General features: G+C 66.2%; 14 protein-coding genes. 3 read left to right on the top strand and 11 right to left on the bottom strand.

From position 1 onward, the window contains the following. Positions 1 to 5 precede the first annotated feature (5 nt). The 3 genes from O2K97_RS15460 to O2K97_RS15450 are packed head-to-tail and all read right to left on the bottom strand — an operon-like array spanning position 6 to position 3730. Positions 6 to 914, bottom strand: coding sequence for a DMT family transporter (locus tag O2K97_RS15460; protein WP_269219944.1), 909 nt, complete (start codon positions 912 to 914; stop codon positions 6 to 8). A gap of 57 nt (positions 915 to 971) precedes the next feature. Next, positions 972 to 3146 carry a histidine kinase dimerization/phosphoacceptor domain -containing protein gene (locus tag O2K97_RS15455; RefSeq protein ID WP_269219943.1) on the bottom strand — a complete coding sequence of 725 codons (2175 nt, stop codon included), beginning with the start codon at positions 3144 to 3146 and terminating at the stop codon, positions 972 to 974. Continuing rightward, positions 3143 to 3730 (bottom strand): biliverdin-producing heme oxygenase, encoded by a 588-nt coding sequence (locus tag O2K97_RS15450; protein ID WP_269219942.1) that lies wholly within the window; start codon positions 3728 to 3730, stop codon positions 3143 to 3145. The genes O2K97_RS15455 and O2K97_RS15450 overlap by 4 nt, the downstream gene beginning before the upstream one ends. A 132-nt stretch (positions 3731 to 3862) precedes the next feature. On the opposite strand from O2K97_RS15450, the gene O2K97_RS15445 reads away from it, so the two are divergent. Then, positions 3863 to 4639 (top strand): transglutaminase-like domain-containing protein, encoded by a 777-nt coding sequence (locus O2K97_RS15445; protein ID WP_205681765.1) that lies wholly within the window; start codon positions 3863 to 3865, stop codon positions 4637 to 4639. Between the two features lie 138 nt (positions 4640 to 4777). Here the strand turns inward: O2K97_RS15445 and O2K97_RS15440 are convergent, their stop codons facing one another. After that, on the bottom strand, positions 4778 to 6505 hold the full coding sequence (locus tag O2K97_RS15440) for a M1 family metallopeptidase (protein ID WP_269219941.1): 1728 nt from the start codon (positions 6503 to 6505) through the stop codon (positions 4778 to 4780). 109 nt (positions 6506 to 6614) lie between these two features. Then, positions 6615 to 6911, bottom strand: a complete 297-nt coding sequence (gene rpmB, locus O2K97_RS15435; RefSeq protein WP_026108540.1) for a 50S ribosomal protein L28 — start codon at positions 6909 to 6911, stop codon at positions 6615 to 6617. 236 nt (positions 6912 to 7147) lie between these two features. Between rpmB and O2K97_RS15430 the strand changes: the two genes are divergently transcribed. Further along, entirely contained in the window at positions 7148 to 7627 is a 480-nt protein-coding gene (locus tag O2K97_RS15430) for a DUF3617 domain-containing protein (protein WP_269219940.1), read from the top strand. Between the two features lie 73 nt (positions 7628 to 7700). Here O2K97_RS15430 and O2K97_RS15425 read toward each other — a convergent pair whose 3' ends face one another. Both O2K97_RS15425 and fdxA read right to left on the bottom strand, forming a co-directional pair. Further along, entirely contained in the window at positions 7701 to 8231 is a 531-nt protein-coding gene (locus O2K97_RS15425) for a CarD family transcriptional regulator (RefSeq protein ID WP_017505911.1), read from the bottom strand. A 300-nt stretch (positions 8232 to 8531) separates the two neighbouring features. Then, positions 8532 to 8873, bottom strand: coding sequence for a ferredoxin FdxA (gene fdxA, locus O2K97_RS15420; RefSeq protein WP_017505910.1), 342 nt, complete (start codon positions 8871 to 8873; stop codon positions 8532 to 8534). 169 nt (positions 8874 to 9042) lie between these two features. Between fdxA and O2K97_RS15415 the strand changes: the two genes are divergently transcribed. Continuing rightward, complete coding sequence (locus O2K97_RS15415; RefSeq protein ID WP_269219939.1) at positions 9043 to 9669, top strand: YceI family protein; 627 nt, start codon at positions 9043 to 9045, stop codon at positions 9667 to 9669. A 31-nt stretch (positions 9670 to 9700) separates the two neighbouring features. Here the strand turns inward: O2K97_RS15415 and O2K97_RS15410 are convergent, their stop codons facing one another. Genes O2K97_RS15410 through O2K97_RS15395 form a run of 4 tightly spaced genes read right to left on the bottom strand, consistent with a single transcriptional unit; the run spans position 9701 to position 14406 of the window. Next, entirely contained in the window at positions 9701 to 9976 is a 276-nt protein-coding gene (locus O2K97_RS15410) for an RNA-binding S4 domain-containing protein (RefSeq protein WP_269219938.1), read from the bottom strand. After that, positions 9973 to 12462: a helicase-related protein gene (locus O2K97_RS15405; RefSeq protein WP_269219937.1), complete on the bottom strand. Its 2490-nt coding sequence runs from the start codon at positions 12460 to 12462 to the stop codon at positions 9973 to 9975. The genes O2K97_RS15410 and O2K97_RS15405 overlap by 4 nt, the downstream gene beginning before the upstream one ends. A 34-nt stretch (positions 12463 to 12496) precedes the next feature. Then, positions 12497 to 13108 (bottom strand): response regulator transcription factor, encoded by a 612-nt coding sequence (locus O2K97_RS15400; protein WP_269219936.1) that lies wholly within the window; start codon positions 13106 to 13108, stop codon positions 12497 to 12499. Further along, positions 13105 to 14406 (bottom strand): sensor histidine kinase, encoded by a 1302-nt coding sequence (locus O2K97_RS15395; RefSeq protein ID WP_269219935.1) that lies wholly within the window; start codon positions 14404 to 14406, stop codon positions 13105 to 13107. The genes O2K97_RS15400 and O2K97_RS15395 overlap by 4 nt, the downstream gene beginning before the upstream one ends. Positions 14407 to 14714: the final 308 nt, after the last annotated feature.

Below are 14714 nucleotides of genomic sequence, written 5' to 3'. Positions count from 1 at the left end.
TTTGGCTACCGCGCTTTGCGCTGCTTGAGCCCGTCGGGCTTCGCCCTCTGCGACCGCTGCGCCAGGACGATGGCGCCCAGCACCAGCACGCCGCCCAGGGCCTGAATCGGCGTCAGGGTCTCGCCGAAGATCCACCAGCCCAGCAGGCCCGCGACCACCGGCTGGATCAGGATGGTCACGGCCGTGACCGAGGCCGGCAGCTTGCCCAGCGCCCAGGCCACGCCGCCTTGTCCGAAGACGTGCATCACGCCCATGGCGACGCAGGCGGCCCAGCCGGCCGGTCCGGCGGGGATGACAGCCTCGCCCAGCGCCAGGGCGACGATCAACAGCAGGGGCGCGCCCAGCAGCGTCGCCCAGAAGGTCACCCGCATCGCGCCGGCCGTGCGCCGCGCCGCCTGCACCGCCAGGAAATAGCCCGAGTACCAGACCGCCACCGACAGGGAGAACAGGTCGCCCAGCATGGGATTGGTCCCCTGGCCGCCATCGGCGCCCGCCGCCATGGCGAAGGCGCCGCCCATGGCCAAGGCCAGGGCCAGGATAAACAGCCGGTGCGGCCGCTCCTTCAGCACAAACCAGCCGAACAGGGTCACGACGACCGGCGTCAGGTTGCACAGCACCGTGGCGTTGGCGACCGAGGTCATGACGATGCCGTAGTGCCAGAAGCTGAGGTCCAAGGCGAAGAACAGGCCCGCCAGCAGCGCCCACTTCGACGGCGTCGAAATCCCGCCGGGCTCGCGCGCCGCCAGGACCGTCAGCAGGGGCAGGGCGAACAGGAACCGCCAGAACCCCGCCGCCGCCGGCCCCGTTTCGGTCAACCGCACCAGAATGGGCGCCAAGCCCAGCACGCTGGCGGCGATCAGCAGAACGATCAGCGCAAAGGCGCGCGAGGAGGGGCGAAAGGCCAGGGCGGACATGGCCCGGCTCTTACGGCGCCCTGCGACCTGAAGCCACAGGAGCCGTCAGGCCGCGCCTTAAACGAGCGGGTCGATCCGCGCCCGCAACACGACGCTGAGGCCTGGCGCGCGGTCGCGATAGTCGATCGTCCCGTCCAACTGACCGACAAGGCTCTTGATCATCATCGAGCCGAACCCCTTGCCGGCCAGATGCCCGCCGGCGCCCTCGTCCTCCACCGTCATGCGGAAGAAGGCGCCGTCTTCTTGGAAGGCGATCCGCAGCGGTCCGGGCTTGCCGCCATAGGCGTATTTCTGGGCGTTGATGATCAGTTCCGTCAGGATAAGGCCGATGGTGATGGCGCGGCCTGGCTCGATGCAGACCGGGTCCAGATCGGTTTCGATGGCGGCGGCCCAGTCGGGCCCCATGCTCGAGCCCAGGTCGCCGATCAGGTCGCCGATGTATCGGCTCATGTCGATGGTGGTGACCTGGTCGCTCTGATACAGGCGGCTGTGGACCCCGGACACGGCGCGCACACGACGCCGCGCCTCGTTCAGCGCCGTCGCGGCCGGTCCGCTCGCCTGCTCGCGCGCCTGAAGGCCCAGGAAGCTGGACACCAGCGTCAGGCTGTTCTGCACCCGGTGGTTCACCTCGCGGATCAGATATTGCTGCTGCTCCAGCCGCAGGTCGCGTTCGGACAGGCGGTCCTGCAGCGATCGGTTCAGCCTGCGGATCTGATGGACGGCGGCATAGTCGGCCAGCGCGTCCCTCAGTCGGGCGGCGGACTCGACTGCGGCGGGACCCCAGCGGTGCGCGCGGCCCGAGACGGTGTCCGACCAGCTTTCGAACGAGGCGCGGGGCGTCAGAATGGCGTTGGGGCCAGTCTTCTCCGCCGTTGAGGGATTGCCGGCCCAACGCACCGTTTCCAGCACCTCCGAGCGGAACCACAGCAGCGAGACCGGCTGATCCAGAGGCAGGGTCACCGCCAGCAGACCGCTGGCGTGTGTCTTCCAGGCCTCGGCGGCGGGCAGAACCGAGGCCAGGTTGTGCGACGAGAAGGGGCGCAGGCCCGGCCGTCCCGCAGCCCAGGCGGCGATGGCGCGTACGCCGTCTTCGGGCGGCGTATGGCCAAAGGTCTGGATGTCCCCGTCGCTGACGATGGCCAGACCGTCCGCGCTGGTCAGCTGCATCAGGGCGTCGGCCTTTTCGGCCAGCGCTTCTCGCATCGGCCGGTCTGGCGACAGCCGCGAAAGCAGTTCGTCCTCCATCCGACGCAGGCGCGTGCGCTCGCGATAGAGGTCGGCGTCGGTCCTGGACTTCAGCTGTCGCGCCAGATTACGCGCCAGGGCCGTGCAGCCTACGCGCAGCTCATAGGGCAGCAGTTTAGGCGAGGCGTTGTGGCAGGCCACCAGCCCCCACAGGGCGTCATCGACGATGATCGAAACCGAAGCCGAGGCCCGAACGTCCATGTTGCGCAGATATTGCAGATGGATCGGGGACACCGAGCGCAGGCCGCTGTCGCTCATGTCCAGCGGCGCCTCGCCGGGCGCAATGGGGCGCAGGGGCTGGGGCGTATAGCGGCTGTCCGGAATGACCCGCACGGGGTTGCGCAGATAAAGGGCGCGCGCCTGCTGCGGGATGTCTGTCGCGGGGAAGTGGTGGTTCAGGAAGGAGCCGGACCCATCGGCGCGGCTTTCGGCCACGACCTGACCCGCCTCGTCGTCCTGGAAGCGATAGATCATCACCCGGTCGAAACCGGTCAGACGACGGAAGGCGTCCGCCGCCCGCTCGCACACCGTTTGGATCGTCACCGCCCGTTCCAGCGCGGCGCCGGCGGCGTCCAGGTTGGCGATCAGATCGACGCCGAGCCGGGCCTGCTGCGAGCTCTGCTCGACCTCGATGATCATCAGATCGTTGATCGTGCCGGAAGTCGTCCCCGGCGCACGATGCACCACAACGTCGTATTCCAGACGATTGGTCGCGCGCCAGCGACAGGCGAAGCCGGCCTCCTGATGCGCGGCCATGGCGCGCACGGCCCGGTCGGCGACATCGCCCAACACGTCGGCGACGGTGCGGTCGATCCAGACCTTGCGGCCCGTCAGCTCCTCGATCGCGCCCGCCCCCTGGCGGATGGTCAGGGATTGCAGATCCAGCACCAGCATGAAGCCGTGCGGCTGGATCGATTGAGGAATGTGGATCGGCTCGCGATCGCACTCGTTCAGCGCGGCGTCGGCCAGGTCGAGCGTCTCGGTCATGCCGCGGCCTCCTGCGGCTGGGGTTGCAAGGTGCGGTGGGCGAAGGCGAAACCGTCGACGCCGCCCTTCACCACCTGATCGATCGTGACAAGGCCGCTGACGCAGGCTCGGTCCAGCAAATCCATGAAGGCGCGCCAGCGTGCGCCGGTTTCTTCGCCGTAGGGATCTAGAAAGCCGAGGCCGTCCAGATCGCGACCCTCGGCGGCCAGCCGGCGTCGAATGATCCGACCGCCCAGCATCGACCCTTCGGCGACATAAACCCAGCCCAAAGCTTCGCCTGCCGAGGCGGGCGCAGCCAGGTGAGCGGGCGGAGGAATGCGATGGCCCAGTATCGTCAGGTCCTGGGCGATCCCGTTCGCGCGGGATCGCGGTTCAAAGCTGGCGTCCAGTTCAGCGTTCAACGCCGCCGCCAGCGGATGGCTGAGCGGCTCCAGTCCGGCATGAAAGCGGTAAAACGCCGCCACGGTCGCCGCCCGGGTGGCGTGGTCCGACAGACGCGGCTCGATCCGGGCCTGGACTTCCAGGGTTTCGTGGGCTGAGGCGGTGGCTTCCCGAAGAGCGAGAAGGGCAGGGGAAGCGATCATGGGGCTCAGATTAACACATTGTCTTGTCTTGTCGATTTGCACAGGCCAGAAGGCGCGGACCGCCACGGAACGGCCCAGACCGCGTGGCGTTCACCAGCAACCTTCTCATCTCCCTTTGATCGGCAGATTTTCATGAAACTGCGCGTCCGCGCCGAACTCGTCTATCGTTTCGATCCGCCGACGGACGCCATCTACAAGATCCAGGTCGCCCACTGGCCGGGTCAGGACATTCTGGAAGAAACCCTGACCTTCGACCCGCCTGTCGATTTTCATGAAGACGAGGACGTCGACTTCGGCGCACGGACCCTGCGTTGCCACGTCGAGGGCGAGGTCAAGCTGACCTATGAGGCGGTGGTCGAGAACGGCGTGCTGAAGGGCCTGCCGCCCAGCGTGTCCCAGCATGACTGGGGCGAACTGCCTGCCGAGGTCCTGCCCTATCTCCAGCCCAGCCGCTATTGCCCGTCGGACCAGTTCGGCCGCTTCGTGACGCGCGAGTTCGGCGACACGGCGGGCGGGGCGCGGGTGCTGGCGATCCTGAACTGGATCACCGAGAACGTCGATTACGAGCACGGCGTGTCGGACACCGAAACCACGGCGGCGCGCACCTTCATCGACCGGGCCGGCGTGTGCCGCGACTTCACCCATCTGGGCATGACGCTATGCCGGGCGTCGGGCATTCCTGCGCGGGCGGTCAGCGCCTTTGCTCACCAACTCAGCCCGCCCGACTTCCACGCCATCTTCGAAGTCTGGCTGGATAACGGCTGGTGGCTGGTCGATCCGACGGGCCTGGCGCCGGTCGAAGGCCTGGTGCGGATCGCCTGCGGGCGGGACGCGGCGGACATCGCCTTCCTGACGACGCAGGAGCGCTGTCAGATGGTGCGCCAGTCTGTGACTGTGGCGGCGGCTTAACGATTTTTATGTCCGCTCATCCCCGCGAAAGCGGGGACCTAGAGTTTTGGGCGCTCAGATGCAGATCAGAGTAGGCCTTGCTCAATCCGATTTGCGATGTGAAAGGACTGGGTCCCCGCTTTCGCGGGATGAGCGGGTTCAATGCGCCGCCTTCTGCGCCGCCTTGTAGGCCTGCAGCTCGTCGATCACGTCCATCTGGCGCAGCACCTTGTTCTGTGGATCGATCAGGACATGGGCGCCGGCTGGAACCGCAATCTGGCCCCGCCCGCCGGTCATGGCCACGGTCTGAAGGCGCCCGTCGATCTCGATCTCCAGCGGCATGGGGAAGACGCCGCCGTCACCCGTCGTCCACTCCAGCTTCAGCACATCGCCGTCCCGGGTCTGGTTCAGAACCGGCAGGGCGGCGTTGTAGAGATAGCCGCGGAAGAACCAGCCGTAGTCCCGGCCCGTGACGTTGTTGATGATCGCGAGGAAGTCGCCGGTGGACCGGTACAGCGGCGCGAAGTTGCCTGGTCTGGGGTCGGGTCGCCCATAGACGAGACGCGTGACCGCGTCGTGGAAGGCGGCGTCGCCGATCAGCATCCGCAGCGTATGGCTGATCAACGAACCCTTGTTGTAGATGTCGAGACCCGGCCCGACGTCGCCTTTGTAGACCTCGTCCTCGGTCTTGGGCGTGCCTGAAACGACGGGATATTTGTTGTTCAAACCCTCGCGCTGATTGGCCAGTTCGCGCTGCATGTAGCGGTCGCCCAGCAACCAGCGCGCATAGAGCGGCTGCATGTAGCTGCCCAATCCCTCGTGCAGCCACATGTCGTCGGCGTTCTGATTGGTCAGCTGATTGCCGAACCATTCGTGGGCGAACTCGTGCTGCAACAGCCAGTCATAGCCTCGCCCGTCGATGTTGTAGCTGTTGCCGTAGGCGTTGATCGTCTGGTGCTCCATGCCCAGGTGCGGGGTCTCGACCACGCCCATCTTCTCATCGCCGAAGGGGAAGGGGCCGACCGTGGCTTCGAAGAAGTCCAGCATCTTGGGGAACTGGGCGAACAGGCCCTGGACCTGTTCGGGCGTGTCCGATTTCAGATGCCAGTAGCGCATCGGGATCGTGTTGCCGAACCGGCTGGCGTACTCGCCCGACACCTCCTCGTAGGGGCCGACGTTCAGCGCGATGGCGTAGGTGTTGGGCGATTTCGCCGACCAGTTCCAGGTGGTCCAGCCGTCGCCGTGATCGACCTTGCCCAAGAAGCGGCCATTGGACGGCGCCGAGAGGGTCGACGGGACGGTGATGTGCAGATCGACCCGGCCCGGTTCGCCGTGCGGGCTGTCGATGCAGGGCCAGAAGATGTCGCAGCCCTCGCCCTGAACCGCCGTGGCGATCCATGGCTCGCCCGACGGCGCGGTGGACCAGACGAAGCCGCCGTCCCACGGTGCACGGGGCGCCACGCGCGGCTGGCCGGCGTAGGCGACGCGCAGGGCCACCGACCGGCCCGTGGCCAGGGTCTCGGGCAACTGCACCGTCAGCCGGCCTTCGGGGTTGGACCAGCGATCGACGGCGACTTCGACCCCGTCGATCTGGACCGAGGAAATCGTCAGCAGAGTGTCCAGTTCGACGACCAGAGCGGTCAGGAGCGCCTTGGAGGTGAAGTCCAGCACGGCGACCGCATCGATGGCCTTGTCTTCTGGCAGGACCTTGATCGACAAATCGGCCTTATCGAACTGCATCACCTGCTGTTCCGGCGTCAGCGGCTGATCGGTGGCCAGGGTGAAGGCGGTCGATTCGCGCGGCGTCGGCACCGGCTGGGCGACGGTGGCGCAGGCCGACAGCGTCAGGGCGCTGGCTGCGGCCAAAAGCAAAACCTTGATGCGCATGAACCGCTCCCCGTCTGAGGCGACAGGCTAGCGCGAGCGGGCAATGGCGCAAAGAAAAAGGCCGGTGTTTCCACCGGCCTCTTCCAGAACTCTATGTCGCGGTCGCTGATCAGGCGGCGGCTTGTTCGGCCAGCTTGGCGCGAATCTGGCGCTTGATGCGCTGAGCGGCGATCGACAGCTGCTCGTCGCGGGCCTTGACGATGAAGACGTCCAGGCCGCCCTTGTAGTCCAGGGTGCGCAGCGCGGCGTTCGAGATGCGCAGGCTGAACGTCTGGCCCAGGGCTTCCGACGTGACCTTGACCGTTTTCAGCGACGGCAGGAAGCGGCGCTTGGTCTTGATGTTCGAGTGGCTCACGTTGTGGCCGACCATGGGGCCGATACCGGTGAGTTCGCAACGACGCGACATCGTCAGATCCTTAAGGTGCGGCGTCCAGCCCGAGCGTGGGAGAGGACGCATGAAACAGTTGCGCGCGGGAACCAGCCCGCGCGAGAGGGGGCCGTATAAGGGAAGAGGCGGTTCGGCGTCAAGCCGAGTCTAGACCCATCGTCCCCGCGCCTCGTTCAGCCGTCATTCAAATGCCGCCCTGTATGGCCCATATGATGACGACCTCAAAAGAGACCCTAGCAGAACAGAAGGCTTCCATGTCCCGTCCGTCCTTGATCGATCGCCTGCCCAAGCGCGCGCTCGCCGTCCTGGCCCCGGTGATGGCCGGAGGCTTCATGCTGGCCTCGCCCGCCATCGCCCCGGCCCAGACTGCGGCTCAGTCCGAAGTCCTGCCCGGTTATTGGGAATACACCACCAGCGCGGTGGGTCAGCGCGACACCGAGCAGAAGTGCGTGCGGCCCAGCGAGATCAACCGATTCTTCGGCGGCCTGTCGACCAACAAGTGGCGCTGCACCTATCCGACCCGCGTGGTCGGCAACGGCAGCGCCCGCTTCGAGGGGACCTGCCAGGATCGCAAGGGCCGTCGCATCGCCGTTCGCCTGAACGGGACCTACACGGAAACCAGCTTCAGCTTCCGCGGCGGCGCCCAGATCGTGCGCGGCACCCCCTATATCCCCGCCAGCATAACCGCGCGCCGCATCAGCGCCCAGTGCCCGGCCAACGCCGAATACTTCTGACGGCGGCTCTGCGACGCATCCAAAAAAGGCCCCGGATCGTTCCGGGGCCTTTTCTTTTGTTCGAGGTCGAAGCTTAGGCGGCTTCGGCGGTCGGGACCGGCTTCTTGGCGCTGAGCGACTTGGCGAGCAGCTCGACGGCGGCGTCTTTGTCGATCTTGTTGGCGGCGGCGACTTCGCGCGCCATGCGGTCCAGGGCCGATTCATAGAGCTGGCGCTCCGAATAGGACTGTTCCGGCTGGGTGTCCGCGCGGTGCAGATCGCGGACCACTTCGGCGATGGAAATCAGGTCGCCCGAGTTGATCTTGGCTTCGTATTCCTGGGCGCGACGCGACCACATGGTGCGCTTGATGCGCGCGCGGCCCTTCAGGGTGGTCAGGGCCTTGGTCACGACGTCGTCGGCGGCCAGCGAACGCAGGCCGGCCGTCACGGCCTTCTTGGTCGGGACGCGCAGGGTCATCTTCTCGTGGTCGAAGGTCACGACATAGACCTCCAGCGACATGCCCGCGACTTCCTGGGTCTCGATCGCCGCCACCTTGCCGACGCCGTGCGCCGGATAGACGACCGCGTCGCCAACCTTGAACTCCAGACCAGTCTTGCTCGTCATAATCGTCCTTTCCCGGTCAGGGCCGGGCGAAACGAAGGCGCAGGAAACGCAAACAGAATCTCATCCGCCGGATCGCTCCGTCGGAGGGGATGATGTCAGGCGTCAAAAGCGGAAACGGATCACCAAACCTCTGGCCGATCCCGTCTAGGGCGGGATTCTGTCGCAAACACGGGCGGCGCGAAGATTTCGCGGACCGCCCGATCCAATGAAACAGAACCTATCACAAATCTGCGGAATTTCAAAACGTCCACAGGGCGGACGTGCAAATACGGCAAGGCTTGAGCGTCGCCAGTCCTGAAATCAGGAACCCTTGCCCGGCTTGGGGCTGAAGTATTTCTCGTATTTGCCCGTTTCGCGCTCGTACTGCTCGCGATCGGCGGGGGGCGTGCCCTTGACGGTGATGTTGGGCCAGACCTTGGCGTATTCGGCGTTGACCTGAAGCCATTTGCCGTCGGGCTCGTCCTCGGTGTCCGGCACGATGGCGTCGACGGGGCATTCCGGTTCGCACACGCCGCAGTCGATGCATTCGTCGGGCGCGATCACCAGAAAGTTCTCGCCCTCGTAGAAGCAGTCCACCGGACACACCTCGACGCAGTCCATGAACTTACATTTCACGCAGGCGTCGGTGACGATGTAGGTCATTGGGCGAAAAACGGGTGTCGGTCTGTGGGCGGGAGGCCTGCGACATGGCGGCCACGCAACCAACTGTCAACAGCGCGGCTTAAGGCGAGAGCCATTCGCAGCGCCTTGACAGAACGGCGCCTAATCGCAACTGTATTGATTGCATATCCGCCCATCGACAGGAACTCCCATGCGCAACCCCTTCATGAAATACGCCGTCGCCGGCGCCGCCGCCCTCAGCCTGGTCGCAGGCGGCGCGGTCGTGGCTCAGGCCGCTCTGACCAAGAACCCCGCCGAAGTCACCGCCGGGACCTACGATCTGGAATCCAGCCACGGCAAGATCACCTGGTCGGTCAATCACTTCGGCCTGTCGACCTATACGGGCCAGTTCGTGAACGTGAAGGCGGTGCTGAAGCTGGATCCGGCCAACCCGTCGGCCTCGACCCTGACCGCGACGATCCCGCTGACCGACGTGGCGCCCAACGACGACCGTCTGAAGGCCCACCTGCAAACCGCCGACTTCTTCGACACCGCCCAATACCCAACCGCGACCTTCGTCTCGCGCTCGGTCACGGTCGACGCCGATGACGCCAACGAGGCGACCGTGGTCGGCGATTTGACCCTGAAGGGCGTGACCAAGCCCGTCACCATCGAGGTCGAGTTCAACGGCGCCGGAACCGTCATGGGCGCCTACAAGGCCGGCTTCGACGGCGAAGCGACCATCAAACGCTCGGACTTCGGCATCAACTACGCCCTGCCGGCCGTTTCCGACGAGGTGAAGCTGCACATCGAAGGCGAGTTCGTCATTCAGAAGTAGGGGCTACCGCGCTCTCGCGCTGTTTAAGCCCTCAAGACGTCATAGAATAGAGCGCGCGGGCCTCTTCGGCAGGCCCGCGCCTTTCGCCCAGCGCCTCGACCTTCAGGCTGGTGACGCGGCCCTTCTGGGCGAAGGTCAGCAGGTCGCCGACATGAACGCACCGGCTGGGCTTGTCGAGCCGCGTCTCGCGCCCCTGATGCGTCAGTCGCACCGCTCCCCGCTCGACCAGACCGGCCGCCAGGCTGCGCGTCTTCACGAACCGCGCGCGCCACAGCCAGATGTCGATGCGACAGGCGTTCTCGTTCAAGCCTTCGCCTTTCGACGCGGACGACGACGCTTGGGCCGCGCCGGGAGAGCCTCCGTCAGGGCGGCAAGGGCGGCGAAGGGCGAGTCCTTGACGATCTTCGGCGCTGCGCCCGGCTTGTCGGGCAGGCGGGCGCGTTCGACCTTCAGGGCGGCGATGATCTGTTTGGCCTGATCGGCGCGCCAGCCCAGATCGGTCAGAGCCTCGTCGGACAGCCGGCCGTGATTGGCGGCCCGCAGCTCGGCCATCTTCTCCAGCGTCTCCACCGGCGCCAGCCACCGTCGCGCCAATCGCAATCCGTGTGCGGACAACAGCCGCGCCGACGGCGGCTCCACCGGGGCGGGGATCAGATCGGGCGTCGCCGGGATCAGCGGCGCGGCGACGAAGGCCTGGGCGAAATGGCGCGCGCGCGGCTTCTGAAGACCGGGCAGCCACACCGAATGCGCCCCGATGCGGATGGCGAAACTGCGCAGCGTACGGCGCTCGACCTGGCTTAGCGCAGCCAGATCGCGTTCGACCTCGCGCCGGTCGATCACGCCGCCGGCCTCGATCAGGCGAAAGGCGATGCCGCGCGGCAGGCCTTTCAAGGTCCCCGACTCCACCGCCTGACGCAGCCGCCGCAGATCGCGCAGCGCCCGGCCCGCTTCCGCCGCCAGCCACGCCTCGACGCGGCGCTGGGCGCGCTCGCGGGCGGGCGTCGGTCCCAGATCGCCGAGCAGGCGCACGGAGGGCGTAAAGGGATCGACCCCCTGCGGCGTCGCATTGATCTGCGCCGTCAGCACGCCGCGCCACAGCACCGCCCCGTCCGGCGTGACCGAAAAGCCGTCGTCGGTCTCGGCCGCCAGACGCCCCAGCCGTCGATTGATCTCGGGCGTCACCGCACGCACGGCCGCCTGACGCAGGGTGCGGTCTTCCAGGGCCGACGAGCCCTTCTCCATCTGGAAGCGCACGCCCTCCAGCTGGCCGACGACCTGGCCTTCGACCGTGACCTCGCCGTCTTCGGCGACGCCTGCGAACGTGTCTTCGCGCACGTTCAGCGCCCGCATCAGGGCGGTGGTGCGGCGATCCACGAACCGGGCGGTCAGCCGCTCGTGCAACACGTCGGACAGCCGGTCTTCCAGCGCGCGGGTCTTGTCGCGCCAGCCTTGCGCGTCATGGACCCAGTCCGGCCGGTTGGCGATGTAGGACAGGGTGCGGACCGCCGACAGCCGCGCCGACAGCTGGTCGATCTGACCATCGTCACGGTCCACGAAGGCGAAGCGCGGCGCCATCCAGTCGTCAGTCAGCCGGCCGCGCTTGCCGGTCAGGGCGTGAAAGACGTCCTTGGCCAGCCGGGCGTGTTCATCCAGCGTCGTCTTCTGGAAGTCCGGCAACTGGCACGCCTCCCACAGACGCATGACCGCCCCGCGCGAGCGCCCCACGCGCGCGATTTCCTCGTCCTTGATCAGGCGACGCAGCAGGGTCTCGTCCAGCGCCTCCGCCGTCAGGCTCAGCCCCGATCGCTGGGGCGTCACCGTCAGCGAGCGCAGCAGATCGGGCAGGGTGTCGAAATCCAGCCGGGCGTTCCGCCACTCCGCCGCCTCGATCGGATCGAACCGATGCTCGACCACCTGTTCGACCAGGTCGGGATCCAGATCCTCGGCCTCGGCCGTGACGCCGAAGGTGCCGTCGCGCAGATGCCGGCCGGCCCGCCCGGCGATCTGGCCGATCTCATGGGCGTAAAGCCAGCGGGTGCGTCGCCCGTCGAACTTTCTCAGCCCCGCGAAGGCGACATGGTCCACATCCATGTTCAGCCCCATGCCGATGGCGTCGGTGGCGACCAGGAAATCGACCTCGCCCGACTGATACAGCGCCACCTGGGCGTTGCGGGTCCGAGGAGACAGACTGCCCATGACCACGGCCGCGCCGCCGCGCTGACGCCGGATCAGTTCGGCGATGGCGTAGACCCGATCGGTCGAGAAGGCGACGATGGCGCTGCGGCGGGGCAGGCGGGTCAGCTTCTTGGAGCCTGCATAGGACAGAGTGGACAACCGGTCGCGCGTCACGATCTCGACATCCGGGACCAGGCGGCGGATCAGCGGCTCCATGGTGCCGGCGCCCAGGAACATCGTCTCGAACCGGCCGCGCGCGTGCAGCAGTCGCTGGGTGAAGACGTGGCCCCGTTCGGGGTCGGCGACCAGCTGGATTTCGTCGATGGCCAGAAACTCGACCGATCGCTCCAGCGGCATGGCCTCGACGGTGCAGACGAAATAGTGCGGGCGCGGCGGGACGATCTTTTCCTCGCCGGTGATCAGGGCGACGGCCGCCGCGCCGCGCTGTTTGACGATCCGCTCATAGATCTCACGCGCCAGCAGCCGCAGCGGCAGGCCGATCATGCCCGAGGCGTGACCCAGCATCCGCTCGACCGCCAGATGGGTCTTGCCGGTGTTGGTGGGCCCCAGGACCGCAGTCACGCGGGACGGGGCGAGGCCTGCGGACCGGTCGCTCATGTCGCGACTAAGGTGGCGACGAATCTCGTCCGGCTCAAGCGTCGCCGGCGCGCATTCCGATCCGGACCAGGGTGGACAGGTTCGCGGCCTGCATTTTCGTCATCACCTTGGCGCGAAAGATCTCCACCGTGCGCGGGCTGATCTCCAGCCTTTGCGCGATCTCCTTGTTCGAACAGCCGTCGATCAGGGCGTCGAAGACCTGCCGCTCGCGCGGGGTCAGGGTGTCCAGTCGGGCCCTGGCGTCCTCGCGCGCGATCCGCTCGGCTTCAAGACTGGTCAGCGAGGCCAGGCAGCTGGAGACCGCGTCCAGTATCCGCTGTGGATCGAAGGGCTTTTCGACGAAATCGACGACGCCCGCCTTCATCAACTGAACCGCAAGCGCCACCTCGCCGTGGCCCGTGATGACGATTACCGGCCAAGTATCGCCGCGCAGGCTTTTCAGACGCCCGACCAGCTCAGAACCCTGAAGCCCCGGCATCCGCACATCGGTGATGACGCAGGCGCTGCGGTCTTCGGGCAGATTGGCCAAGAAGTCGTCGGCGCTGAGGAAACTGCGCGCCCGATACCCCGCCCCGCGCAGCATCAGCACCAGAGCGTCTCGCATGAAAGGGTCGTCGTCGATGATGAAGACGGAATGTGAGCTCATGGGAGGTCGGGCTCCGTGAGGCGAGGCAGACAGAACGAGAATGTCGCTCCACCTTGAGGATTACGGCTGACGACCAGAGCGGCCCCGTGACTTTCAACAATCGAACGCGTCACGGATAGACCCAGGCCCATGCCGCCGGGCTTGGCGGTGGTCATCGGATGGAAGATCTCGTCCATCTGCTCCGCAGGTATGCCGTCGCCGTTGTCCGAAACCGCGATTTCATAGCCATCCGATCCGTGCGAGCGTCCCGTCAGGGTGACACGTCCGCCCTCGCGTCCGATGACCGCATCCACGGCGTTGCGCACCAGATTGGCCAACGCCTGCTGAATCTGGATGCGGTCGACCAGCACCCGATCGTCGGTCTCTTCCATGTCCAGATCGACAGGGGTGTCGGTATCCTGTCCGATCAGGGCGAAGACAGGCGCAAGATCCAGGACGATCAGCGACGCGCGTTCCTCTGTAACGGACCGAGCCCCCGTGGCGACGTGTTCGCGCATGCGACGGATGATGTCTCCCGCACGCAGCAACTGCGCCTTTGCCAACTCGATGGTCTTGGTCGGGCCGTCCGCTGCGGGCCCCAGACCTGCCAGCTCAACCTGGCTGGCATGCAGATAGACGGCGGCGGCGCTCAGCGGCTGGTTCAGCTCGTGGGCCAGTGTCGCGGCCATCTCCCCCATCGAGTTCAGACGCCAGACTTTGCTCAGCCTGGCGATCAGATCTCTTTCGCTGCGCCGGATTGTTTCGGCCTCGCTGTCATCGCCCAGCGTCAGGATGATGTGCTCTGGCGAGATGTCGTCGGGCAGGACGTTGGCGTGAAGCGTCAGGGGCGGGCCGGGCAGCGGCGACGGCCCGCTCGTCCACGGGCCGGACGATGGTGCGAGAACCTCGCCGCCTTGACGGGCCTTTGTCAGGGCCGTCTCGTCAAACCCCGGCAGCAGCGACCCGAATGGCTGGGCGATCGCCGCCAGACGATCCACGCGCAACAGATTAGCGGCTGCAGGGGTCACCCGACGCGTCCGTCCCTCGCGGTCCAGAGTCACGATCGGCGTGGAGGCCACGATGGTGTCGAGCAGCATCTCCCGCACCGCTAGATCACGCGTCAGGGCGCGGGCCTGTTCCAGCGCGTCGATCAACCGACGACAGACTTCTGCGATGACCCAGGCGATGACGGCGAACAGGGCCGCATTCGTTGCGGCGTCCAGCACGTCCTCACGTTGCACCAGCCATAGATTGGTTCCTATGGCCAACAGTATCGCAAGCGCCACGGCCAGTCTTCCAGCCAGCAAGGCCGTCGTCATCACCGCCGGAACAAGCGGAAGGTAATAGAAATTTCCAAACCGTTCGAGAACGCTGCGAATAAGCGTCGCAATAAGCACCGTTGAACATGCAATCAAGACCCCCTTCCACCCTGTCTTTGATCGAAGGATCATCGGCGTGGCTAGGTGACCGTAGGCGAAATCAATGCGAGGTGACGCGAGCTCATGAGCATGGACGTGTTCTACCGGGATCCAACGAACTTCGACACTTTTCTGACAACTTTTGTACAGGGCTTTTAGACCTACGTGAACCTACGTATTCCAAAAAATGTCCGATCCGCCGTCGTCGG

Origin of the sequence: Brevundimonas vesicularis (assembly GCF_027105095.1) — a bacterium.
GTDB lineage: Bacteria > Pseudomonadota > Alphaproteobacteria > Caulobacterales > Caulobacteraceae > Brevundimonas > Brevundimonas vesicularis_E.
The sequence above is the reverse complement of the archived record's forward strand: the minus strand, read 5'-3'. Positions and strand labels throughout refer to the sequence as shown.